The 24737-nt window shown below is 67.5% G+C and carries 19 protein-coding genes; 5 read left to right on the plus strand and 14 right to left on the minus strand.

Annotated features, from left to right (window positions below; all coding sequences use genetic code 11):
- Window positions 1-15: 15 nt before the first annotated feature.
- The 5 genes from AC1VV3_RS21965 to AC1VV3_RS21985 all read right to left on the minus strand — a co-directional run bounded on the left by AC1VV3_RS21965 (window position 16) and on the right by AC1VV3_RS21985 (window position 5599).
- Window positions 16-798 (minus strand): IclR family transcriptional regulator, encoded by a 783-nt coding sequence (locus AC1VV3_RS21965; protein WP_132267623.1) that lies wholly within the window; start codon window positions 796-798, stop codon window positions 16-18.
- Window positions 799-1037: 239 nt separating this feature from the next.
- A complete protein-coding gene (locus AC1VV3_RS21970; RefSeq protein ID WP_132267624.1) occupies window positions 1038-2312 on the minus strand; it encodes an MFS transporter in 1275 nt (424 codons plus the stop codon).
- 170 nt (window positions 2313-2482) lie between these two features.
- A complete protein-coding gene (locus tag AC1VV3_RS21975) occupies window positions 2483-3157 on the minus strand; it encodes a CDP-alcohol phosphatidyltransferase family protein (RefSeq protein ID WP_243654319.1) in 675 nt (224 codons plus the stop codon).
- Between the two features lie 280 nt (window positions 3158-3437).
- Window positions 3438-4226, minus strand: a complete 789-nt coding sequence (locus AC1VV3_RS21980) for a sulfite exporter TauE/SafE family protein (RefSeq protein ID WP_132267626.1) — start codon at window positions 4224-4226, stop codon at window positions 3438-3440.
- A complete protein-coding gene (locus AC1VV3_RS21985) occupies window positions 4223-5599 on the minus strand; it encodes an ATP-grasp domain-containing protein (protein WP_132267628.1) in 1377 nt (458 codons plus the stop codon). Before AC1VV3_RS21985 ends, AC1VV3_RS21980 begins: the two co-directional genes overlap by 4 nt.
- A 342-nt stretch (window positions 5600-5941) precedes the next feature.
- On the opposite strand from AC1VV3_RS21985, the gene AC1VV3_RS21990 reads away from it, so the two are divergent.
- On the plus strand, window positions 5942-8002 hold the full coding sequence (locus tag AC1VV3_RS21990) for a carbon starvation CstA family protein (protein ID WP_132267630.1): 2061 nt from the start codon (window positions 5942-5944) through the stop codon (window positions 8000-8002).
- Window positions 7999-8184 carry a YbdD/YjiX family protein gene (locus tag AC1VV3_RS21995; RefSeq protein WP_132267631.1) on the plus strand — a complete coding sequence of 62 codons (186 nt, stop codon included), beginning with the start codon at window positions 7999-8001 and terminating at the stop codon, window positions 8182-8184. The genes AC1VV3_RS21990 and AC1VV3_RS21995 overlap by 4 nt, the downstream gene beginning before the upstream one ends.
- Window positions 8185-8211: 27 nt before the next feature.
- Here the strand turns inward: AC1VV3_RS21995 and AC1VV3_RS22000 are convergent, their stop codons facing one another.
- The gene (locus AC1VV3_RS22000) at window positions 8212-8421 is read right to left on the minus strand and encodes a hypothetical protein (protein ID WP_132267633.1); all 210 of its coding nucleotides are present in this window, start codon (window positions 8419-8421) and stop codon (window positions 8212-8214) included.
- 54 nt (window positions 8422-8475) lie between these two features.
- Window positions 8476-9384 carry a LysR substrate-binding domain-containing protein gene (locus tag AC1VV3_RS22005; RefSeq protein WP_314467349.1) on the minus strand — a complete coding sequence of 303 codons (909 nt, stop codon included), beginning with the start codon at window positions 9382-9384 and terminating at the stop codon, window positions 8476-8478.
- A gap of 105 nt (window positions 9385-9489) precedes the next feature.
- Here AC1VV3_RS22005 and AC1VV3_RS22010 point away from each other — a divergent pair, with 105 nt between their 5' ends.
- From AC1VV3_RS22010 to AC1VV3_RS22020, 3 genes are all read left to right on the plus strand, one after another.
- On the plus strand, window positions 9490-10761 hold the full coding sequence (locus tag AC1VV3_RS22010) for an MFS transporter (RefSeq protein WP_132267636.1): 1272 nt from the start codon (window positions 9490-9492) through the stop codon (window positions 10759-10761).
- A 137-nt stretch (window positions 10762-10898) separates the two neighbouring features.
- A complete protein-coding gene (locus AC1VV3_RS22015) occupies window positions 10899-11960 on the plus strand; it encodes a glycoside hydrolase family 43 protein (protein ID WP_482962497.1) in 1062 nt (353 codons plus the stop codon).
- 292 nt (window positions 11961-12252) lie between these two features.
- The gene (locus AC1VV3_RS22020) at window positions 12253-13179 is read left to right on the plus strand and encodes a polysaccharide deacetylase family protein (protein ID WP_482962498.1); all 927 of its coding nucleotides are present in this window, start codon (window positions 12253-12255) and stop codon (window positions 13177-13179) included.
- A gap of 50 nt (window positions 13180-13229) precedes the next feature.
- Here the strand turns inward: AC1VV3_RS22020 and AC1VV3_RS22025 are convergent, their stop codons facing one another.
- From AC1VV3_RS22025 to manD, 7 genes are all read right to left on the minus strand, one after another.
- Window positions 13230-14435, minus strand: coding sequence for an SGNH/GDSL hydrolase family protein (locus tag AC1VV3_RS22025; RefSeq protein WP_482963175.1), 1206 nt, complete (start codon window positions 14433-14435; stop codon window positions 13230-13232).
- Between the two features lie 179 nt (window positions 14436-14614).
- The gene (locus AC1VV3_RS22030; RefSeq protein WP_482962499.1) at window positions 14615-17530 is read right to left on the minus strand and encodes a TonB-dependent receptor; all 2916 of its coding nucleotides are present in this window, start codon (window positions 17528-17530) and stop codon (window positions 14615-14617) included.
- A 134-nt stretch (window positions 17531-17664) separates the two neighbouring features.
- On the minus strand, window positions 17665-19344 hold the full coding sequence (locus AC1VV3_RS22035; RefSeq protein ID WP_482962500.1) for a GH35 family beta-galactosidase: 1680 nt from the start codon (window positions 19342-19344) through the stop codon (window positions 17665-17667).
- Window positions 19341-20801: a mannitol dehydrogenase family protein gene (locus tag AC1VV3_RS22040; protein ID WP_482962501.1), complete on the minus strand. Its 1461-nt coding sequence runs from the start codon at window positions 20799-20801 to the stop codon at window positions 19341-19343. The genes AC1VV3_RS22035 and AC1VV3_RS22040 overlap by 4 nt, the downstream gene beginning before the upstream one ends.
- Window positions 20798-22210 (minus strand): glucuronate isomerase, encoded by a 1413-nt coding sequence (uxaC, locus tag AC1VV3_RS22045; RefSeq protein WP_482962502.1) that lies wholly within the window; start codon window positions 22208-22210, stop codon window positions 20798-20800. The genes AC1VV3_RS22040 and uxaC overlap by 4 nt, the downstream gene beginning before the upstream one ends.
- Window positions 22207-23508, minus strand: coding sequence for an MFS transporter (locus AC1VV3_RS22050; protein WP_482962503.1), 1302 nt, complete (start codon window positions 23506-23508; stop codon window positions 22207-22209). The genes uxaC and AC1VV3_RS22050 overlap by 4 nt, the downstream gene beginning before the upstream one ends.
- A gap of 14 nt (window positions 23509-23522) precedes the next feature.
- On the minus strand, window positions 23523-24734 hold the full coding sequence (gene manD / locus AC1VV3_RS22055; RefSeq protein WP_132267648.1) for a D-mannonate dehydratase ManD: 1212 nt from the start codon (window positions 24732-24734) through the stop codon (window positions 23523-23525).
- Between the last annotated feature and the right edge of the window lie 3 nt (window positions 24735-24737).

Consider the following 24737-nt stretch of genomic DNA (forward strand, 5'->3'; position numbering starts at 1 on the left):
CCGGCGGTTCGCGGGCTAGCCCCGCGGCGCGCGGTAGCCCACGGCCTCGCCGACTTGCCCCGCGGTGGCGACGATGGCCGCCACCAGATCGTCGACGATGTCGTCCGTCAGGTAATGGGCCGCGCTGGCGATCGAGATGGCGATGCAGATCTCGCGGCGCGCATCGCGGATCGGCACTGCGATCGAGCGCACGCCGTCGCCCAGCTCGCTGTCGTGCAGCACGTAGCCATGCGCCTTGTGCTCCCGCATCAGCGCCACGTATTCCTTCACCGCCTTGGCCGAGACCTTGCCGCCATTGGCTTCACGGTAGAGGTCTTCCCAGACCTTCTCGTCCTCGTCCAGCAGCAGCGCCTTGCCCAGGCCGGTTTCGGCGATGGGGCGGCGGTCTCCCGGCGCGGTCGCCACGCGAAGACGCTGGCGCCCGGTCACGCGGTCGAGGTGGCGGGACCAGTCCCCCTCGCGCTTGCCCACGAAAACGCAGAAACCCGTCTTTTCCGAGAGCTTTTCCATGAACGGCCGGGCCACCCGCACATAGTCGATCTGCTCGGTGGCCATGACGCCCAGTTCCAGCAGCTTGGGACCAAGACCGAAGCCGTCGCTCGTTACCGAGAGATAGCCGCGGGACTTCAGCGCCTGCACCAGGCGGTGCGCGGTGGTCTTGCTCATGCCCAGCTTCCGGGCGAGATCGGCGGCGCGGATCGGGCCGCCGATCACTTCGTCCATGATGTCGAGCGCACGCATCAACGTTTGCGTGCCCTTGACCTCGACTTCGGGCTTGTCGTCGCGAAGTGCCGTCATCGTTCGTGTCTTTCTCCGGATCGGTCCACTTTGCGGGACGCGAATCCATTTGTTCCACCTGCTCTATACCCTCGGGCGCGGCGGTCAATGGGAGAAGACGGAGACGGAGGCGGAGGCGCCCGCAGGACGGGCGGGTCTGGAGCGGATCCGATCCTGCTGCGGCGGCTCGACCGCTTTCGGGTTTCTGGCTTACCGCGTTTTCCGGGTCATCAGGCGATTCCACCCGATGGGAAGACGTTCTAGGCGGTGAAGCTCCGCTCGGTGTTGCGCCGGATCGACAGCAGGCCGATCAGGCTGAGGATCGCCGCCGCCGAGATATACGTGCCCACATATAGCACGCCGCCCTTGTCGGCCAGCGTCTGGGCGATAGCGGGCGCGAAGCCGCCGCCGAAGATGCCGCCGACGTTGAAGGCGATGGACGATCCCGTGTAGCGGACCCGCGCGTCGAAGAGCTGCGGCAGGAGCGAGGCGACCGGACCGTAGACGAAGCCCATCGTGAACAGGCCCAGGCACAGGAAGGCGGCGATGGCCGAGAGCGATCCGGCCGCGAACATCGGCCCCATCAGCAGGCCCACCCCGATGGCGCCAAGGCAACCGGCGATCAGCACGCCGCGCGAACTCCAGCGGTCCGCCGCATAGCCGGCCAGGACGATGCCCAGCGCCATGAACAGGATCGCGAACAATTGCACGCCCAGGAAGCTGCGGCGATCGTAGCCCAGCGTCTCGGTGCCATAGCCCAGCGCGAAGGTCGTGGTGAGGTAGTAGAGCGCGAAGCAGGCGATCACCGCGAAAGTGCCGGCCAGGGTCTGGCGCAAGTGCGTGCGGAACAGCTCGACGATCGGGATCGACTTGGGCGGGGTTTCCTCCAGTACGGCTTCGAAGGCCGGGGTTTCCGTCAGCTTCAGGCGGATCCACAGGCCCAGGCCGACCAGCACCGAACTCAGCAGGAAGGGAATGCGCCAGCCCCAGGCGAGGAAGTCCGCGTCGCTCAGGGTCATGCTGAAGACCAGGAACAGCCCGTTGGCGGCGATGAAGCCCACCGGCGCGCCGAGCTGGGGAAACATGCCGAAGCGCGCGCGGTAGCCGGGCGGAGCGTTCTCCACCGCCAGCAGGGCGGCACCGCCCCACTCGCCGCCGAGGCCCAGTCCCTGCGAGAAGCGCATGAGGCACAGCAGCAGCGGCGCGAACCAGCCGATGCTCTCGTAAGTGGGCAGGAGGCCGATAATCACCGTGGCGCCGCCCATCAGCAGCAGCGAGGCGACCAGCGTGGACTTGCGCCCTACCCTGTCGCCGAAGTGGCCGAACAGCGTGGCGCCCACCGGCCGGGCGATGAAAGCGATCGCGAAGCTGGCATAGGCGGCCAGCCGCTGCACCGAGGGCGATTCCCCCGGAAAGAACAGCGGGCCGAACACCAGCGCCGCAGCGGTGGCGTAGATGTAGAAGTCGTAGAATTCGACGGCGGTACCGACCAGGCTGGCGGCCAGGACGCGGGAATTGCTGCGATAGACGTTCATCGCCGCGGCTCCGCGCTCGTGCCGCACCATCCGATCACACCCGACTCTTCAACCGACACTTTGGCGCCCCTGCAAGGCTCCGCCCTGGGAGCCGCTTCGTTTCAAGCGGCCCGCCTTAGAGCAAGCCTCGCCGGTTTACAGCCGAAATGCGCGCAACAATATTACGCGGATCAGCTCGCCGCGGCGAGGCGCTTGCCGGTGACCAGCGTCTGCACCACGAAGAGCACCATCAGGATCGCGCCGACCGAGCCCACGAACAGGTCGAAGCCCGAAACCATGCCGAACAGGCCGCGTCCCGTGCCCAGCAGCATCATCATCGCGGTCAGGCCGATCAGCATGAAGCGCAGTTCGGTGGGGCCGGCCTGGAGATACGAGAGCTTGAATTCGCCAAGGACCCGCGCGGCGAGATAGGCGTGGATCGACAGCAGCAGGTAACCCACGAGCGCCACCATCGCCACGTCCATCGTGACGTAAGGGCTGGTGCCGATGCCCCAGACGATCAGCGCGGTGGTCAGGCCGTCGCAGCTATGGTCGATGAAATAGCCGTAGGAGGGACGCTCGATCTTGCGGAAGCGGGCGAGGCTGCCGTCCATGGAATCGCCGAACCACTGCACCACGTACCCGGCCATGGCCAGCCAGAGCCAGCCCGGGGAAAGATTGCTGGCCGTATAGCCCGCAAAAGTCATGAACGCGCCCAGCAGGCCCCCGGCGGTCAGCAGGTCCGGCGTCACCCAGCGGGGCATGCGGGCGCAGAGCCATTGCAGGAGCTGCCGCTCGCGCCGTGCCAGCAGGTTTTCCTGGATGCGGGTCGGCGGGGCGGGATGGGCGGTGGTCTTGGCGTTCATGCGGATCTTCTCGATTATCGGGGGGCGAAGTTGCTGGAGGTCGAAGCCATGTCGATCAGGACAGGGCACAGCCAGCCGCTTCCCGCGTGCGCGGCGCGCGAGAGTTGAATCCTCAGGATTTTACAGAGTTCCATGAGCGGCTCCTTTATGCGGGAGCTCGTTGGTCTCTCAGTCGCCGGCGCGCAAATTCCAGTCGGCGATCCGGCCTCCATAGCCGACGATGCGCCGATTGGCCAGTTTTGGGGCCCTTGGCGATCCCGCCACGCCCACCGCTCGCCGATTAAAGCCGCGAAAACAGCGGGATCGGAGAGAACATCATGGAGATCAATCCGCCCAGGCTCAGCGCCACGAGCGTCGCGCCGGTCAGTTCCATCAGCCGGCGCGGGGAAATGCGCCGGGTGAGCAGGGCGCCGAACGGTGCGGCCACCACGCCGCCGATCAGCAGGCCGCTGGCGGCGATCGTCAGCGATTCCACGCCCAGCCTGCCGATGAAGGCCGTGAGCACGGTGACGGTGACGAAGAACTCGGCGGCATTGGCCGTGCCGATCGCCATGCGCGGGGTCATGCCCTGCGCCATGAGGTTGCCCGTCACCATCGGTCCCCAGCCCCCGCCCGAGGCATCGAGGAAGCCCGCGATGAGGCCGAGCGGACCGACCAGCTTCATCCGCCGGTACGACTGCGGCCGCCGCGGCCCCCGCCAGATCAGGTAGAGCCCCACGGCTGCGAGGTAGACCAGCACGGCAGGGCGCAGGATCGCCATGCTGACGCTGGTAAGCACCCAGACGCCCAGCAGCCCCCCGGCGATGCCCGGCACGACCAGCCGCGCGAACAGCGGCCAGTCCACATTGCGCTGCAAGGCATGGGCGATGCCCGATGCGCCGCTGGTAAAGCTCTCCACCCGGTGCGTCACGGCCGAGGCCGCCCCCGGCGGCACCCCGAGCAGCATCAGCAGCGAGTTGGACAGGACGCCGAAGCCCATGCCCAGCCCGCCGTCGACCAATTGGGCGAGGAAGCCGGCAATGATGAACGGGGCGAGCGCGGCCCAGGGAATGGTCGCCGGATCGATCATCCGCCGGTCCTTCGGCGCAGCGAGGAAGCGGACCTGCCGAACCGTCCCGTCGGCGCGGTGGTCATGAACAGCACGGGGAAGCACAAGGCGATCACCGAAAGCACGGCACCGGGAACCACGTCCGCGCCCGCCAGCCAGGGCAGGACCGCCGCCCAGATCGCCGCCACCAGCACGATCATCAGCGTCCTTTCCTGTTCGGTGTCGTTGAGCGCCGAGAGATCGGCGTTGACCCGGCCGTCGAACAGGGTGCGCAGGCCGGTGCCGACCCGGCTCTTGCGGTCGACCAGCATCGGCGGGAGGCTGGCATGGGCCAGGCAGCCCAGCCCGGCGCCGACCATGCGCAGGCCGACGGCGCTGGCGAAGCGGCGATATTCCGGGTTGCGGTCGCTGAGGACGCGCAGGCCCGCGCGCCCCCCGAAAGCGAGTTCGGCCAGGGCATTGCTTTCCGCCGCCGGGGCCGTGACAGGCTCCGCCGCGTCCTGGGTGGAGATCACCCATTCGAGGATCGCCGAGGGCACGTCGTAGCTGGTGGCGCGCTCCAGCCCCTGGAAGCCCGGCGCCGAGTTCGCCTCGCAGATCCGGTAGCCTTCCTCGTCGAAGAGGATGTCGATCCCGGTCACGTCCAGCCCCAGCACGTCAGCCGCCTGGACCGCCAGTTCGGCCATTTCCGGCGGCGGATTATAAGCGATCCCCACGCCGCCGAGCGAGACGTTGGACTTGAAGCCCCCGGTCAGCGAGCGCCGCTCCATCGCCGCCACCACGCGGCCGCCCACCACCAGCACGCGCACATCGCGGCCATGGCTGGCGCGGACGTAATGCTGGAGGATGAAGTCGGCCTGGGCATCGGCGCTTTCCAGCAGCCCGGCCAGATCCTCGAACTGGTTGCGATCCTCGCACTTGAGCACACCGGCCCCGCGCGTGCCCTTCAGCGTCTTGACGATCACGGGAAAGCCCAGTTCGCGCTCCACGAGGTCGACGTCGATGGGGAAAGTGCCCAGGATCGTGCGCGGGATCGGCAGACCGGCGCGGTTGAGCGTCTGCAGGGTGTGCAGCTTGTCCGCCACCTGCTCGATCGTCGCCGGGCCGTTGACCAGCCGCACGCCGCGCCGCTCCAGATGGCGCAGCAGGGCCAGGGTGAAATAGTCCGTCTCCGCACCGGTGCGGCAGATCACGAAATCCGGCCGCTCCACCAGCCGCCCCTGGTAAGTCGTGCTCCAGCCTTCCTCGGAGCCGACCACCAGGTCGAACTTGTGGGGATGGAGCACTTGCAGCTCGATGCCCATGGCGCTGGCCGCTTCCTGGAAGCGCAGCACCTCGGGCACTTCCGAGTTCGCGGGATCAAGCTCGCGATGAAACAGTATCCAGCCACGCAAGGCTTCATTTCCCCCAAGGATAGACGGCGGCGGACCGATCCGCCGTGCCCAGTACGGCGTGCCAAGTGCGGCGTGCCAATGCATTAGAAACTAAGCAGATTAGGCCGGAACGCGTCGGCGGCGCCGTGGTGCCACGCAATTCAACGCCCGCCAATCTTCTTTGGTTGCCTGTCACACATTGCCACGGAACGCCAGCCGCCGCCCAAGGTCCGGTCGCTGTCGGCGAACGGGTCTCCGATGACATCCCGGCCGACGAATTGCGATTTCCCGGTTCCCTCGTCGGCCCAAGGCTTTATGCACGGGGAGATCGGCGCGGGGAGACGGCGCCAGAAGGAGAGCACCATGATCCGCCACTTGCCCTGGCTCCTCACCGGCCTTGTCGGCGCCATTTCGCTCGCCGTCGTTGCGGTTTCGCGCGGAGAGGCGGTGAACGCGCTGTGGATCGTGGTGGCCGCCGTCTGCTGCTTCCTCGTCGCCTATCGCTACTATGCGCTGTTCATCGCCCGTCACGTCATGAAACTGGACCCGTCGCGGCCGACGCCCGCCCTGCGCCGCGCCGACGGGCTGGACTATGTCGCGACCGACCGCACCGTGCTGTTCGGGCACCATTTCGCCGCGATCGCCGGGGCCGGACCGCTGGTCGGGCCGGTGCTGGCGGCGCAGATGGGCTACCTGCCGGGCACGCTCTGGATCATCGGCGGCGTCGTGCTGGCAGGGGCGGTGCAGGACTTCATGGTCCTGTTCATCTCGATGCGGCGCGACGGGCGCTCGCTGGGCGAGCTGATCCGCATGGAAATGGGGCAGGTGGCCGGGACCATCGCGCTGTTCGGCGCCTTCATGATCATGGTCATCATCCTGGCCGTGCTGGCGCTGATCGTCGTGAAGGCCCTGGCGGAGAGCCCCTGGGGCATGTTCACCGTGGCCGCCACCGTGCCGCTGGCCATGCTGATGGGCGCTTATACCCGCTGGATCCGGCCCGGCCGGATCGGGGAAGTCTCCATCCTCGGCCTCGTCGGGCTGCTGGCCGCCATCGTCTATGGCCAAGCGATCGCCCAGTCGCCGGTGTGGGGACCCCTGTTCACGTTCACGCCGGTGCAGCTCTGCTGGATCCTGATCGGTTACGGCGCGGTCGCTTCGGTCCTGCCTGTCTGGCTGCTGCTGGCCCCGCGCGACTACCTTTCCACTTTCCTCAAGATCGGCGCCATCGCCGCGCTCGCCATCGGCATCGTCATCATGGCGCCGCCGCTGCGGATGCCCGCGCTCACCGCCTTTGCCTCTGGCGGCGGGCCGGTCTTCTCGGGCGGGCTGTTCCCCTTCCTGTTCATCACCATCGCCTGCGGCGCGGTCTCCGGCTTCCACGCCCTGATCGCCAGCGGCACCACGCCCAAGCTGATCGCCAGCGAGAGCGATGCCCCGCTGATCGGCTACGGCGCCATGCTGATGGAGGCCTTCGTGGCGATCATGGCGCTGGTGGGCGCCTCGATCCTCGATCCGGGGATCTACTTCACCATGAACAGCCCCGCCGCGCTGATCGGCACCGACGCCGCCAGCGCCGCCCACGCGGTGACGGCCATGGGCTTCGCGATCTCCCCCGAGACCATCGCCCAGACCGCCCGGGACGTGGGTGAGCACACCATCATTTCCCGCGCGGGCGGCGCGCCGACCCTGGCCGTGGCCATGGCGGAGATATTCTCCCACGTCGTCGGCGGGCCGGCGATGAAGGCCTTCTGGTACCATTTCGCGATCCTGTTCGAGGCCCTGTTCATCCTCACCGCCGTGGACGCGGGCACCCGCGCCGGACGCTTCATGCTGCAAGACCTGATGGCGCTGGCCGTGCCCCGCCTCGGCGAGAGCAGGAGCCAGGTCCCCGGCCTCGTCGCCACGGCGCTCTGCGTGGCGGCCTGGGGGTTCTTCCTCTATCAGGGCGTCACCGATCCGCTGGGCGGGGTGAACACGCTCTGGCCGGTGTTCGGCATTTCGAACCAGATGCTCGCCGCCATCGCCCTCATGCTGGCGACCGCCGTGCTGTTCCGCATGAAGCGTGACCGCTACGCCTGGGTCACCGTGCTGCCGACCGCGTGGCTGCTGATCTGCACGCTTTCGGCGGGCTGGCTGAAGCTGTTCTCCGCCGATCCCGCCGTCGGTTTCCTGGCGCACGGCGCCAGGTTCTCCGCCGCGCTGGAGCGGGGCGAACTGCTGAACCCCGCCAAGTCCCTGGAACAGATGGAGCGCATCGTCTTCAACGACCGGGTCGACGCCGCGCTGGTGGCGGTGTTCCTGGCCGTGGTACTCTCCCTGATGGTCTTCACCTGGCGCACCTGCATGGCCTCGCGCCGCAGCCCGGTGCCGACCGTGAACGAGATCCCCGCCCATGAGGCCTCCCCGCGGCCGGTGCCGGCATGAGCGGCCTGATCCAGACCCTGCGCCGCACGGCCCGGCTCATGGTGGGCCTGCCGGACTACGACGATTACGTCCGGCACATGGCCGCGCATCACCCGGACCGCCCGGTGATGGACCGCAAGGCGTTCTTCCGGGACCGTCAGGAGGCGCGATACGGCGGCAAGAACGGCGGACGGTGCTGCTGAGGGCCTGACGCGGCGCAAGCCGCGCCGTCAGTGCCGGCGAATCACCAGCTTGGTCTCGCCGCATAGGCTGCATTCGTCCTTGCTCCGCACGAAACCGTTGGTTCCAACGAGTTCGCGGGTCTGGACATCCGCATGGTGAAGCACGCTCAGGCCCAGCCTTTGCGTGATGCAATCGTCGCAGACCGGCTCTGGTGCGAGCCGGACGACGAGTTTCTCGATATCTTGCAAGATGGTCATTCGCATTGCCCTCGACCTGCCCGTGCCAGCTTGGCGCGGTCCCGGCAATGGCAATTACGGGTGTTGGAGTTTCGCTCCGGTAAACTCACCATCAAGGCGATGCTTCAGCCACGCCGCGAAGGCCAGCACCGCCGCGGTCCTGGCCGGAGGGCTGCCGGGATGGCGGACGAAATGATAGGCGCCTTCAAAGGGATGCTCGACCGCGGAGAGACGGACCAGCCGCCCGGCGGCGATGGCGTCCTGCGCGATCACCTTGCGCACGAGCGCCACGCCGTGCCCGGCCGCGGTCGCTTCCAGCAGCAGCCCGGCATCGTCGTAGGGCTGCGAATCGGCAGGCTCCGGCAGCGCCAGCCCGGCGCGCTGGAACCACGGCGTCCAAGGCTGCCAGGAGTTGCGCAGGAACCGGCAGCGGCCGAGGTCCTGCTCGCTCTCGATCCCCATCCGCTCGCGATAGGCGGGCGAGCAGGCGGGGAACACGGTGTCCTGCATCAGCCGTTCGACCACCAGCCCCGGCCACTCGCCGCTGCCATAGCGGATGGCGGCGTCCAGCCCCTGCGGGCCGACCGGGCTGAGGTCCATGCGCGGATCGAGCGCGATGGCGATGCCGGGATGGGATTCGTGGAACTCCGCCAGCCGCGGCACCAGCCAGTGCGAGGCGAATGACGGGAGCACCGCCACTTTCAGCACCACATGCCCCGCCGCGGGCGGTTCCGGGAATACGCTGGCGATCAGTTCCAGCGACTGCCGCACGGTGGGCAGGATGCGCAGCGCCGCCAGGGTCGGCTGCATGGAATTGCCCTGCCGCTCGAACATCGGCTCTCCCAGCCGCTCCTCCACTTCGCGGACCCGATGGCTGATCGCGCCGTGCGTAACGCCCAGTTCCTCGGCCGCCCGCGTGAAACTGCGGTGCCGGGCAGCGGCGACCAGCGCACGCAGCGTGTTGAGCGAGGGCGGGCGGTACATGCCCGGGTTGTTACTGGAATTCACAACCCGCGCCAATCTTTCTCGTTCGGATCGCGGCGGGACTCCCGCTATCTCTCCGCTTCGACCTTTTCGGGAAACCTGCCCATGCCCCTTGCCCTCCGCCGCCCGCACCCCGCCTGGATCGTCGTGGCCGTGACGTTCTTCGCCCTGCTGTTCTCGGCCGGTCTGCGATCGGCGCCGGGCGTGATGATGCTGCCCCTGGAACTGCACTTCGGCTGGGACCGGGCGACGATCTCGTTCTCCGCGGCCATCGGCATCCTGCTCTACGGCCTCGTCGGCCCCTTCGCCGCGGCGCTGATGATGAGCGTGGGCATCAAGCGCACCATGCTGGCAGGCCTCGTGCTCATGGCGCTGTCCACTTTCGCCAGCCGCTGGATGACGGCGCCCTGGCATTTCGTGCTGAGCTGGGGCGTGCTGTCGGGCATCGGTTCGGGTGCCGTCGCCTCGGTGCTGGGCGCGGCCGTGGTCAACCGCTGGTTCGCCTCGCGGCAGGGGCTGGTCATGGGCATGCTGAGCGCCAGCACGGCCACCGGCGCGCTCGTGTTCCTGCCCTTCCTGGCCTGGCTGTCGGAAGGCGGCGCCTGGCGGCCGGTGGCACTGGCCGTCAGCCTGGGCTGCGCCGCGCTTATCCCCGTGGTGGCCCTGTTCGTCCCCGAACGTCCCGAGACGCGCGGCGTGCGGCGCTTCGGCGAAGAGGAAGGCACTGCCCCCGCGCCGCCGATGAAGCAGGCGGCGACGCCCTGGCTCGCCATCGAGGCGCTCGTCCGCGCCGCCCGCCAGCCGGTGTTCTGGCTGCTGGCGGGAAGCTTCTTCGTCTGCGGCCTCACCACCAACGGCCTGGTCGGCACGCATATGATCGCCTTCTGCGGAGACCACGGCATCGCCCCGGTCGCGGCCGCCGGGCTGCTTTCGCTGATGGGCTTCTTCGACCTGATCGGCACGACCGCGTCGGGCTGGCTGTCCGATCGCCACGACCCGCGCCGCCTCCTGGCCGTCTATTACGGCCTGCGCGGACTGTCGCTGCTGGCCCTGCCCTTCATCGATTTCGGCACGGTCAGCCTGACCATCTTCGCGGTGTTCTACGGGCTGGACTGGATCGCCACGGTGCCGCCGACGCTCAAGCTCGCCAACCTTTCCTTTGGAGAGCGCGACGCGCCGATCGTGTTCGGCTGGGTGATGGTGGCGCACCAGATGGGCGCCGCGCTGGCCGCTTTCGGCGCCGGCGTGATCCGCGAGCTGACCGGCTCCTACACGCCCGCCTTCGCCCTGGCCGGCGCGTTCGCCGTGGTTGCCGCGCTCGTTTTCGTGGCGGGCATCGGCAAGGTTCGCGCCGTTCGGCGGCCGGAATTCGCCTGATCGGGGGGCGAGAATATCCCGGTTGCCCCTGACGGATGTTAGCGCTATCTTTCGGATAGAAGATTTAAACCGACCGGGAGATAGATGTGTCGAGGCGAATTTACGCAGCCCTTGCGGCAACCGCTTTCTGCGGCCTGATGGCCGCCTGCAATGGTACCGGAGGCGCGCCTGACGCCGCGGCATCGGCCGATGCCACCGAAGCCGGCGCCGCTTCGGGCAAGAAGTACCTTTCGCAGCCGCTGGTCAGCGAGATGTATACCGCCGATCCTTCCGCCCATGTCTGGAACGGCAAGTTCTACATCTACAACAGCCACGACGTGGACGGCCCGACGCCGGAAGACGATCTCGGCGGCCACTTCGAAATGCGCGACTACCACGTCCTGTCGATGGACAAGGTGGGCGACAAGGTCACCATCGGTCCCCTCGCTCTGGACGTGAAGCAGGTGCCCTGGGCCTCGAAGCAGATGTGGGCGCCCGACGCAGCCTTCAAGAACGGCACGTACTACCTCTACTTCCCGGCCAAGGACAAGCAGGGCGCCTTCCGCATCGGCGTCGCCACCTCGAAGGACCCGATGGGCCCGTTCAAGGCGGAACCGCAGCCGATCAAGGGCAGCTACTCGATGGACCCCGCCGTCTTCACTGACGACGACGGCCAGAGCTACATGTACTTCGGCGGCATCTGGGGCGGCCAGCTCCAGCGCAACGTGAACGGCAAGTACGATCCGAACGGTTCGAAGACCGACCTCCAGGCCGACGACAAGCCCGCCCTGCTCCCGCGCGTGGCGCGCATGACCGGCGACATGCTGGAATTCGCCGAGGCACCGCGTGAAGTGAAGATCGTGGACGAGAAGGGCAAGCTCCTGCTCGGCGGCGACCATGACCGCCGGTTCTTCGAAGCCTCGTGGATGCACAAGTACAAGGGCAAGTACTACTTCAGCTACTCGACCGGCGACACGCACTACATCGCTTACGGTATCGGCGATAACCCCTACGGTCCCTTCACCTACAAGGGCCGCATCCTGAACCCGGTCGAAGGCTGGACCTCGCACCACTCGATCGTCGAGAAGGACGGCAAGTGGTGGCTGTTCTATGCCGACAGCCAACTCTCCGGCCAGACGCGCCTGCGCAACGTCAAGGTCACCGAACTGCACTACAATGAAGACGGCACGATCAAGACGATCGATCCCTTCATTCACTGATACGGCGAAGGGATGGCGAACCAGACGCTGGTTCGCCATCCCTTTGGGCGCTCCTGCGGGAGGTGCGGGTATGCGAGATCGCCCAAGGGGCGCGCAGTCTCTTGAACCACGCGCACAGCCGACAGACGGAAACACAGACATCCGACACCCGACACACCTCGTCATTGCGAGCGTAGCGAAGCAATCCAGGGCGGCTCTGCGCGACTCTGGATTGCTTCGCTACGTTCGCAATGACGAAATAAGGGATGGGCAGTGCGGAGGGACGGTTCAGGAAAAGGTGGGGGAAGAGGGCGTGCACGCGGAAGTAACGACGCAAGTCGCAACGGCGACCAGGGCGCCAGCCGCAAAATCCACGCGCCTGCTGAGCGCCGCGCTGCCCCTGATCCTGGCGCTCGCCCCGCATCCCGCGCTTGCCGCCCCCGCGCCGCAGATCGCGCTCACGTTCGACGACCTGCCCCTGCACACGCCTTACCCCGGCGGCGATACCCCGCTCTCGGTGACGGACGCCATCCTGGCCGCCCTGAAACAGGCCCGCGCCCCGGCTTTCGGCTTCGTCAATGCCGGCAAGGGCGAGGCTGGCGATCTCGATACCGTGCTGGACCATTGGCGCGCCGCCGGGCTGCCTTTCGGCAATCACGGCTTCCGGCATCTCAATTTGGACAAAGTGGGCGCGGCGGAATTCGTGGCCGAGCTGGACCGCAACCAGACCGCCCTTGCACCACGCGGCATGAAGCCCTGGCTACGCTACCCCTTCCTTGCCGAGGGCAGGGACCCGGCCGTGCGCGACGCCGTGCGGGCGGCGCTGGCGCAGCGGCACTATCGTATCGCCGGGGTCAGCCTCTCCTTCGACGACTGGGCGTGGAACGCGCCTTATGCCCGCTGCGCCGCTCAGGGGAACACCGCCGCGATCGCCGATCTCGAAGCGCGCTTCCTGTCCGCCGCCCGCGCCGATGCCGAGGCCGCGCGGGCCGCTTCGCAGGCCCGGTTCCGCCGCGATGTGCCTTATGTGCTGCTGCTCCACGTCGGCGCCTTCGATGCGCGGATGATGCCGCGGCTCCTGGCGCTCTACCGGGACATGGGCTTTCGGTTCGTCACTCTGGAACAGGCCCAGCGCGACCCGTTCTATGCCGCCACCGATCCGGCCAGACCCGGCCCGACGCCTGCCCTGCTGCGCACGACACCGCTGCCGCGCCCCGGAGACGACGTCTGCCCGGCCTGAGATCGTCATCCCGGACCTGATCCGGGAGACGCACCTCTCCTCGTTCTTTCCTAGCGCAGCAAGTCCAGCGGGATCGCCTCGCCCATGGCCTTGTAGCCGGCCGGGTTGGGATGGATCGCGTCGCCCACGTCATAGGCGGGATTGAGCCGGTCCGGCCGCGCGGGATCGCGCATCACCTTGTCGAAATCGATCACCGCATCGAAGTTGCCCGGTGCCCGGATCCAGGCGTTGATCGCCTGGCGGTCGGCCTCGTTGACGGCGCCCGGATGGTAGTAGTCCATGCCCATGAACGGCAGCAATGTCGCGCCGTAGACCTTGATCTCCTTCGCATGGGCGCGGGCAACGATCTGGCCGTAGGTGCCGGTGATCTGCTCCACCATGGCGGCGTGTTCCGCAGCGCTCGCCGGGTGGTCGCGCGTGAGGACGCCGAGGTCGTTGATGCCTTCCAGGACGATGAGGTGAGTGACGCCGGGCAGCGCCAGCACGTCGCGGTCGAGCCGGGCCATGGCATTGGGGCCGAGCCCGTCAAGCAGCACGCGGTTGCCGCCGATACCCTGGTTGATCACCGCGCGCCTGCCTGCCGCAACCCCCGCCGAACTGCCCGCCAGCCGCCGGGCGAGCACGTCGGTCCAGCGGTCGTTGCCATTGGTGGTGGAGCCGCGCCCGTCGGTTATCGAATCGCCCAGCGCCACCACTGCGCCCGCCCCGCAGGCCCGCGCCTCGATTCCCGAGAGGAGATACCAGTGGTCGATCGGCTTGGCCGCGGCCAGTTCGGCATCGGCAACATGGTCGCCCGCGATCCAGTACGAAGTCGCGCGCGAGCCGGGATGCGCGGTCTGGCGCTGGGGCATGGCCTGGACGTGGAGCGAGACGGCCAGGTCCTCGAAAGCGCGGACGGGCAGGTCCAGGGGGTCGGAAAGCCAGTCCGCGCCCGGCGGGATCACCACGCGGGCCTTGCCGGAGAAGCGCAGCGGCGTGAGCGAACGGGCGTCGATCCCTGCCTTGTCCGCCGCCCGGGCGCGGGCCAGGGTGGCGGCCTCGATCACCAGCGGCGTGTCGCCGAAAGCATTGGACAAGCGCACGCGCAGTCCGGTGCCGCCGATCGAGGGCCGCACGATCTGCCGCAGCGTCACATCGCGCGTGGCCTCGGCCGGAAGGGCATTGTCGGCATCGGGAAGCATCTGCGAGGATCCCCAGGCCGAAACCCAGGGGCAGGCCGCCGCCAGCGCAGGCGCCGAGACGCCCAGCCCGGCCATCACAAGAGCGGCCGGGATCAGCGCGCGCCTGAACGGGCGGCCCGTGACCATCCGGGCGGTGAGGGCAAGGTGACGGAACTTCGGCAGCATCGCGGACCCCATAAAAGAAATGAGCCGGCATCCAGGGAATGGACGCCGGCTCGGAGTTTTCAGGGAGGAGGAGTTCCCTGCAAGAACAATCAGAAGTTGGCGCGCAGACCCAGCAGGACCTGACGGCCCGGATAGTAAACCGAGTAAGCGGCGTTGTCGTATTCGAAGGTGGTGCGGATCGGCTCGTTGGTGATGTTCAGCACATCGAGCGTCAGGCGCACCGCGTTGTTCAGGAAGGGCAGCTGGTAGCCGGCCGACATGTCGAGCTGGCCGCGGGCGTCCGAGCGCAAGGCGGCGTTCTGGATGCCGTTCTGCGGACCGTTCACGGCGATCGATGCGTCGTTCCAGACGTAGTTCACGCTGACCGACAGGCCGTTGTTCTCGTAGAAACCCTGGAGGTTGTACGAGTAGGGCGAAACACCGGTGGCAACGAGGCCCGAGGACGAGGACTGCTTCAGGTAAGTGCCGTTGGCCGAGAAGCCCAGGCCCTGCACCAGGAAGTCGAGCGGCTGCACCCAGGTGGCCTCGATGCCCTTGATCTTCAGATCGCTGAGGTTGATCGGGCGGGTCACCGTGATCGGCAGGTTCGCGATCGGCACGCCGGTCTGGAGCGAACGGTCGCTGAGGGCGTTCTGCTGGGTCGAGATCAGGCTGTCGTACGGAATGTTGAGCGAACCGAAGGGCACTTCCGAGGACGTGGTGACGGTGAAGCCGGCGATGTTCTTCTGGAAGGCCGACACACCGACATAACCGATGCCGCCGGTGTAGAATTCACCGCCGATATCGAAGTTGTCCGAAGTGTAGGGCTTCAGATCAGGATTGCCCGCGCTGGCCGTGAGGGCCGAGGGATCCGAGAACGTGATGCCCGGCAGGATCTGGTCGGCATTCGGACGCGTCATCGTGCGCGAGGCCGAGAAGCGCAGCTTCAGGTTGTCCAGCACATCGTACGTGAAGTTCACCGAGGGCAGGAAGTTGTCGTAGTTCGAGCGCGAGGTGATGTCGATGATGGCGGTGCCGACCTGGCTCGGGCCGACGACGATCTGCTTGGTATGGGCATAGCGCATGCCGCCGTTCATGTGCAGTTCGCGGCCGAACAGTTCGGTGGTGCCGTTCAGTTCGAAGTAGGCGCCCAGCACCGTCTCGTCGATGTCGCCCGTGGCGCCACCGGTTACCGCGCCGCGCGTTTCCGGCGCGCTGTCACGGTAGCTGGCGTAGTTGGTGGCCTGCTTGATGGCATCGAAGTCGGGGATGACGAAGGCATTGTAGCCCACGCTGCCGCTGGCGAGATGGCCGAAGTTGCTGACCGGGAACTGGGTCAGATACTGCGGGATCTGGCCAGTGGTGATCGAGCCGGTATCGCCGGTGCAGCCGGCGCCGCAGACGGAAAGCTGGTAGGCCGGGCTGTTGTCGTAAGCGCGGATCGAACGCTGGGCCCGGTCATAGGCGCCGCCGAACTTCACGCTGAAGTCGCTGTCGCCGATGGTGGTGTCGAGGTGGGCACCGCGCGTCTCGGTATCGCGGCGAACCAGCGACACGTTCTGGCGGTACCATTCCCAGCCCATGTTCGGATCGTTGAGATCGACATTGGTGGTGATGATCGGCTGGTTGCCGCCGCTGTTGTCGTAGTAGACGTCCACGCCCGAACCCGGGGTGGTCTGGAAGGCCCAGGTCGGCTGTTCGCGGAAGAACTTGCTCTTCGACCAGTTGGCATTGGCTTCCACCTTCACGCGGTCGGAAGGCTGCCAGGTGACGCTCGGCGCGATGTTCCAGAACTTGGTGGTCTGCTTGAACTGGCTCGCTTCGAGGAAGAACGAGGAGTTGGCGAAGGTGCCGCTGGTGACCACGCCGTTGTCGTCGACCGCAAGGTCGATCGGGATCATGCCGCCGGTCGACTGCGCGCTGGTGCCCGGGCCCGAGTTACGGACCTGCCAGTTCATGTTGACCTTGTAGTAGTCGCGCTTGGACTTGGCCCAGATACCGTCGATCGCGAAGTGCAGCTCGTCGCTGGGGCGCCATTCGAGCGATGCCAGCGCGGAGATGCGCGAACGGTCGCCGTTGGTCAGGCTGTTGCGGCCGAGGCGCGGGATCAGCGCGGTGCTGAGCTGGTCGCGAGTGAGACCCGAAGTGGCGACCACGTCCACCGGCTGGCCGGCAACGAGGCCGTGGCCGGTATTGGTCGGAACCACCGAGGCCCAGGAGAAGTTGTTGCCGCCCGGATCGCCGGCGCCAAGGTTGCCGTCGGTCCAGCCCACGGATTCGAAGCCATCGACGCGGGTCTTGGTCTTCACGCCGGCCACGCCGACGAGAATGCCGAAGGTATCCGTGGTGTGGCTGGCGACGACCGCGCCGCGCGGGCTGATCTTGCCGTTGCTATCGGTATACTGGCCCTGGCCGACGACGGTGAAGTGCGTGCCTTCCTTGTCGAAGGGGCGCGCGTTGTGCAGGTTGACGGTGCCGGCGATACCGCCTTCGAGCGTCGAGGGCGAAGGGCTCTTGGCAAGGTCGAGACGGGTGAAGAGTTCGGACGGGAAGAAGTCGAGATCGACTTCGCGGTTGGCGCTGCCGCCGTTGGTGCCGCCGTCGGACGCGACCTGGAGCTGCGAACCGTTCAGCAGCACGCGGGTGAAGCTGGGGCCAAGGCCGCGGATGGCGACCTGGGTGCCTTCGCCGTTGATGTCGCGGTTGAGGCGCACGCCGGGCATGCGGTTCAGCGTTTCGGCCAGGTTGGTGGCGGGCAGCTTGCCGATGTCTTCGGCGAAGATCGAATCGCCGAAGGTCACGGCGTCGCGCTTGGCATTGGTCGCGCTCTGCAGCGAGGCGCGGATGCCGGTGACGATGATGTCGCCCGCGGAAGGCGTATCGTCCTGAGGGGCGGCGGTCGTATCGGCGGTGTCGGCGGCCGTGGTGCCCGCAGCGTCCTGCGCAAAGGCGGCAGGCGCGGAAAGGCCCGAGAGCGCGGCGGCGCTCAGGAGAACGGCACGAACGGAAATACGGTTGGATCGCATTGGATATCCCCTCCCATTTAAATCACGTCCGCTTCCGAGCGGATCGTGGGTTGCGCCAACACTGGTAGCGCTATCATTGAAGCCTTAATATGCCCAGTGCCGGCGCGCGTCAACAGTTATGTTAGCGGTATCTTTCAATCGTAATCATAGAGTTTTACCCGCTGAATCTGCCACTTTCCGGACTCCAGGCGGATGTGGCGGCCCTGGTGAGTCTGGTCGCCGTTGAGCAGGCGGCCGGGCACCCATTTGCCGGTCGAATCGAATTCGCCCTCGAACGCCGAATCGATCCCGGCCAGCGCAGCCTTGCCGGTCCTGGGCTTGAACGTCACGGTAATGCCCTGCCCGGCGATCAGATACTCTTCCGGTCCGATCTGGATGATCATGCCGCCTGCCGCCGCGATCGCCGCAGTGGTGCCCGGTACCGAGGCGTCGGCGCCGGGATTGGCCACCGGCCGCTGGATATCGGCATAGGCGATGGTGAAGCGATAGGGGCCGACATCGCGGGTTTCCGGCTCGTAGACCAGCGTTTCGTCATAGAGCTGGCGCGGCTTGAAGCCGACCATGCGATCGGTGCCCTGCGCATCGAGAATGTAGGGCTTGAGCTGCTGGAGCACGCCGTAGGCATCCTTGAGCGCGCCGGGATCCTCGTCCACCGAGTCGATGGAGAAGGGGCCGAAGCCGATCGCGTCGAGCTGGCCGATGGCGTAGAACGCATTGGCGGGCGCCACCGGATTGGTGGAATTGTGCGCCTCGGGAATGAACAGCACGTTGTCCGGGCGCTTGTAGCCGTTCACGATGTCCACGAAGCTGGAAAAGTAGATGTCCGGCGCCAGGAAATCGAGGTGCGGCCCTCCGGCCTTCCAGACGTCGAGCAAGTGCGGCAGCGGGCCGCCGCTCGGGTATTCGCCGGGGATGCGGCCCGGGCGGTTGAGCGCGACGTTGACGTACATCGGGATCGGATAGGCCGCCTTGCCCGCCGCGGCGAGCTGGTCGGCGAAGCGGGCATAGTGCCACGCCGCGAAGACTTCCGCCGCGGCATCGCCGCCGCCGAACAGCTCGTCCCACGAACCGCTGGTACGCGCGCCGCGTTCGAGCCACATCCGGCGCATGCCCGGAACCAGCGAATCCTTGTGAGCGACGAGGTAGTTGACCAGTTCGGCCGGAACCGGCTCGCGGTAGGCGGCATTGGCGGCGGCGCTGTAGTCGCGCGCGACCGGCAACATGCCGATCTCGTTCTCCACTTGCACCATGACGACGGTATTCTGCGTGGAATCCACCGCCTTGAGGTGCGCCATGAGCGCGGCATAGGCGCGCTCGTCGGCCTTCAGCGTCTCGGCCCCGAACGTCGAGAGGATCTCCACGCCCTGACCATTGGGAAGCTGCGCGCGCGGGAAACGCTGCTGGTCGCGCTTGACCCAGGCCGGGATGTACGTGGACATGGAGTTCTTCCACGCCCCGAACCACAGCACCACCAGCTTGAGGTTGTTGGCGCGCGCCGCCTTGATCTGGGAATCGACCGAGGACCATTCGAACGTGCCCTCGGTGGGTTCGATCAGTTCCCACGACACCGGCGTCAGCACGGTATCGAGGTTCATCTCCTTCAGCCGCTTCCAGTGCGGCGCCATATAGGCGGCGCTGGAGGAAGCCGAATTGCTCAGCTCGCCCGCGATCATCAGCATCGGCTTGCCGTTCACGATCAGCTGCTTCGTATCGCCCTTGGTCTCCAGACGCGGCGCATCGGCCAGGGCGGGAGCGGCGAGGCTCAGGCTGGCCGCAAGGGCCGAGACCGCCAGCAGGGCAGTGCGGAGGGTCATGCGTTCTCTCCCAGGAATGCAGTGATGACGGCGCGGGCGCCGGAAGTTTCGAGATGGCCGAGATGGGCGGCCACGGCGTCGAGCACGGCGGCATCGGGCACATGGCCCAGCACGCCGAGGGCTGCGGTGACCCGGGCGCGCGGCGTGGCCGCAAGGCGCAGTGCATCGGCAAGGGCGGCAGCGGCGGGATCGTCGATGGCGAAGCTCTCGCCCGCGTCGCTCGTGCCCGCCTGCCAGCGTACCCATGCGGCAACGGCCAGCGTGATGGCCGCGAAGGAACCGCCCTGCTCCGCCACGGCGGCCAGCGGCGCGAGCAGGCGCTGCGGCAGCTTCTGCGATCCGTCCATGGCGATCTGGCGGGTGCGGTGCTGGAGCGCGCTGTTGGCGAAGCGGGCCATCAGTTCCTGCCGGTAGGCCGGCACGTCGAGCCCGGCGGGCGGGTTCAGCGTGGGCACCACTTCGTCCCACAGCCGCTCGACGAAAGCACGGCCCTGCGCGGTGCCGACGAACTCGTGGACGAACGCGTCGCCTGCCAGCCCGCCGAGATAGGCGATGGCCGAATGCGCGCCGTTGAGCAGGCGCAGCTTCGCTTCCTCCCACGGGGCGACCGCATCGGTCAGCTGGACGCCGAGCGCGGCGAAATCAGGCCGCTCGCCTGCGAAGCTGTCCTCGATCACCCATTGCAGGAAGGGTTCGGCTTTCACCATGGCCCGGTCTTCCACGCCGGTCAGCGCGGCGAGACCGGCGATGTCCTCGTCCGTGGTGGCGGGCACGATGCGGTCGACCATGGTGGCCGGGAACGTGCAGCCCTGCGCGATCCAGGCGGCGAGCGCGGGATCGTGCGCCTCGGCCATGGCGAGCACCGCGCCTTTCAGCAGCGCGCCGTTGTGGGGTAGGTTGTCGCAGGAGAGGATCGAAAGCGGAGCGAGGCCCTCCGCCCGCCGGCGCGCAAGCGCCGCGACGAGGAAGCCCGCCGCCGTGCGCGGACGCTCCAGCCCGGCAAGATCGGCGGCGACATCGGCGTCCTCGGCCATGAGCCTGCCGGTCTTGCGATCGAGGCAATAGCCTTTCTCGGTCACGGTCAGCGTGACGAGGTGCGTGCCCGGCGAGGCCAGCGCGGCCACCACCGCCTCCGGCTCTTCCGGGGCGACCAGCACATGCTGCACGGCGCCGATGATCTGCGGGGTCTGCACCGCGCCTTCGCGCACCAGCAGGGTGTAGAGGCCGTCTTGCGGGTTCATCTGGTCCCGCACCGAAGCCGAGCGCAGCGAGACGCCGACCACGCCCCAGCGCAAGTCGCCCGAAGCCAGCGCCGCCTCGAACACGGCGGCCTGATGCGCGCGGTGGAAGGCACCGATGCCGAGGTGGACGACCCCCGCCTTGACCGCAGCGCGGTCATAGGCGGGACGGGCGACGGAGGTCGGAACCTGGCCGAGGGTCTCTTCGGAAAGTCTCACAGCTTGTACGCCGCCTTGACGAGATCGTAAGCGAGGGCGCGGGCGACTTCGTGCGCCTCATCCTCGGGCAGGCGGTGTTCGGCCACGAGCTGCGCCAGCCAGGCGCAGTCCATGCGGCGGGCCACGTCGTGCCGCGCGGGGATCGAGAGGAAGGCACGCGTATCGTCGTTGAAGCCGACGGTGTTGTAGAAGCCCGATGTCTCGGTCGTGCGCTCGCGGAAGCGGCGCATGCCTTCGGGGGAATCGTGGAACCACCAGGGCGGGCCAAGGCGCAGCGAGGGATAGTGCCCGGCGAGCGGCGCCAGTTCGCGCGAATAGACGTCCTCGTCCAGCGTGAAGAGGATCAGGGTCAGGCGCGGGTCGTTGCCATGGCGGTCGAGCAGGGGCTTCAGCGCCTGCACGAATTCGCCGGGCAGCGGGATATCGCCGCCCTTGTCACGGCCGAAGCGGTCGAGCACGGCCTGGTTGTGGCTGCGATGGACTGCGGGGTGAAGCTGCATGACCATGCCGTCTTCCACGCTCATCCCGGCCATTTCGGTGAGGAGCTGGGCGCGGAACAGTTCGGCGTCATCCTTGCCCGGTGCCGACAGGACACGCTGGTAGAGCGCCTCGCAATCCTCTGGCGAGAGATCGGCGGTGCGGGCGCTGGGATGGCCGTGATCGGTCGAGGTGGCTCCGGCTTCGCGGAAGCGGGCGCGGTGGAAGCGGTGCGCGGCCAGATAGCCCGCGTAAGTCGAGACATCCTCACCCGCCATCTCGCCGAACTTCGCCACTTTGGCGGCGAAGCCCGGCGTTTCGGGATCGACCACCGGGTCGGGGCGATAGGCGGTGACGACGCGGCCGTTCCAGCCGCTTTCCCGGATCGCGCGGTGATGCGCCAGCGGGTCGAGCGGGCCTTCGGTGGTGGCGATCAGTTCGATGTTGAAGGCCTCGAACAGCGCGCGGGGGCGGAACGCCTCGGTCTTCAGCGCGGCGTCGATCACCTCGTAGTAGTGGTCCGCCGTGCTCTCATCCAGCAGCACATCGAGGCCGAACACTTCCGCGAAGACCCAGTCCAGCCACATGCGCGAAGGGGTGCCGCGGAACAGGTGATAGTGCTGCGCGAAGATCGCCCAGATCTTGCGCGGGTCCTGCTCCACCGGGCTGCCGTCCACGCTGGGCACGCCCAGCGATTCCAGCGCCACGCCCTGCGAATAGAGCATGCGGAACACGTAGTGGTCCGGCACGATCAGCAGCGAGGCAGGGTCGGTGAACGGCTGGTCATAGGCGAACCAGGACGGGTCGGTATGGCCATGCGGGCTGACGATCGGCAGGTCCTTCACGCCTTCGTAGAGCGCGCGCGCGATGGCGCGGGTGCCCGGATCGGCGGGGAACAGGCGGTCTGGGTGGGGAACGAGGGGACGAGTCATGCGGGAACTTTCTCGCCGTCGGGATCGGCGACCTGGTAGCGGGGAAGGATCAGGTGAATGACGCCGAGCGCCACGAGATAGGCGCAGGAGGCCACGACGAAGATCGGCTCGTAGCTGCCCACGCTTTCAAGGATGGCGCCGGCGAACTTGGCCATGAGCATGCCGCCCAGCGCCCCGGAAAGACCGCCGAGGCCGACGACCGATCCGGTCATCCAGCGCGGCATGGTATCGCCGGGAAGCGCGTAGAGGTTGGCGGAGAAGCCCTGGTGTCCCGCGCAGGCGAGGCCCACCAGCGCCACGGCCGTCCACAGGCCCGGCGCATTCGGCGCCATGGCGATCGGCACGGCGCAAAGCGCGGCCATGAACATCGCCGTCTTGCGCGAACGGTTGACGCTCCAGCCGCGGCCGATGAAGCGCGAGGAAGCCCAGCCGCCCAGCACCGAACCGATGTCGGCCAGGATATAGACCGCGATCAGCGGCGGGCCGAAGTCCAGCATCTTCACGCCGAACTGCTTGTTGAAGAAATCCGGCAGCCAGAACAGGAAGGTCCACCAGACCGGATCGATCAGGAAGCGGCCCATCATGTAGGCCCAGGTCTGGCGATAGCCGAACAGCGCGCGCCACTTGACCGGGCGCGGCTTCTCCACCGGATCGGCCTCGATCCAGGCCAGTTCTTCGGCGCTGAGGTTCTTCTTGTCGCGCGGGCGGCGGTAGAAGCCGAGCCAGGCCGCCAGCCACACCACCGTCAGCAGGCCGGTGAGGATGAAGGCCCAGCGCCAGCCGAGCGTCAGCGCGATCACCGGCACCACCAGCGGCGTCAGGATCGCGCCCACGTTGGAACCGGCGTTGAAGATGCCGATGGCGAAAGCGCGCTCGCGCTTGGGGAACCATTCGTTGGTGGCGGCGATGGCGGCGGGGAATGTCCCCGCCTCGCCGATGGCGAGCGGGATGCGCGCCAGGAGCATGCCGCTGGTGGACGTGAACAGCGCGTGCGCCATGTGGCCCACCGTCCAGAGCGTCACGGCCAGGGCATAGCCCGCCCGCGCGCCCAGCCGGTCGATCAGCCTGCCGAACACGACATAGGCAATGCCGTAGCCCGCCTGGAACCAGATCGCGAGGTCGGCATAGCCGCTCTCGCTCCAGCCGTAGCGGGCCTGAAGCTCGGGCTTGAGCGTGGGCAGGACCAGCCTGTCCACATAGCTCAGCACCACCGCCGCGAACAGCAGCGCGCAGACGATCCAGCGGATCCGGCCCGCGGGTTTCCCCGGGCCGGTCGCCGCGGCCTTGAGTGGCGTCACGCCGTTCACCACGCTCACCAGTTGTACATCGTGCCGTCTTCGAGGCGGTTCACCGGCAGGAAGGCGCGGCTGTATTCGTAGCCGGCGGCCAGTTCCTCATCGATGTCCACGCCCAGGCCCGGCGCTTCGCCCGGGTGCATCATGCCGTTCTCGAACGTATAGGCATGGGGGAAGACCGCGTCGGTCTCGGGCGTGTGGCGCATGTATTCCTGCACGCCGAAGTTCGGCACCGAAAGGTCGAAGTGCAGCGCGGCGGCCATGCAGACCGGCGAGAGGTCGGTGGCGCCGTGGCAGCCGGTGCGGATCTGGTAGAGATCGGCCAGGGCGGCGATGCGGCGAAGGTGCGTGATGCCGCCCGCATGGACCACGGTGGCGCGGATGTAGTCGATCAACTGGTTCTGGATCAGGTCCTTGCAGTCCCAGATCGAGTTGAAGATCTCGCCCACGGCCAGGGGCGCGGTGGTGTGCTGGCGGATGAGCTTGAACGCTTCCTGGTTCTCGGCAGGCGTCGCGTCTTCCAGCCAGAACGGGCGGTAGGGCTCCAGATCCTTGCCGAGGCGGCCGGCCTCGATCGGGGTCAGGCGGTGATGGATGTCATGCAGCAGGTGCACGTCCCAGCCCAGCGCCTCGCGCGCGGCCTTGAACAGTTCGGGCACGACACGCAGGTACTTCGCGGTGTTCCAGACGTTCTCGGTCGGCAGATCGGCGTCGGCGGGCTCGTAGAAGTACTTGTCCTTGGAGACGCCGTAAGTCGAAGCCATGCCGGGCACGCCGCACTGGAGGCGGATCGCCTTGTAGCCCTGCTTCTGATAGTCGAGCGCCACGTTGATCGTGTCCTCGATCGTGGTGCCGTTGGCGTGGCCGTAGACCATCACCCCTTCACGGCTCGCGCCGCCCAGCAGCTGGTAGACCGGCAGGCCGGCGATCTTGCCCTTGATGTCCCACAGCGCCATGTCGACGGCGGCGATGGCGGTCATCGTCACCGGGCCGCGGCGCCAGTAGGCGCCCTTGTAGAGGTACTGCCAGACGTCCTCGATGCGGTGCGCGTCGCGGCCGATCAGGCAGGGGATGACGTGGTCGGTCAGGTAGCTGGCCACCGACAGCTCGCGGCCGTTGAGGGTCGCGTCTCCGACGCCGGTGGTGCCGTCGTCGCAAGTGATCTTCAGCGTGACGAAGTTGCGACCCGGGCAGGTGATGATGACTTTGGCATCGACGATCTTGGGCATGGG

Source organism: Novosphingobium sp. BL-S-34, from assembly GCF_056857015.1.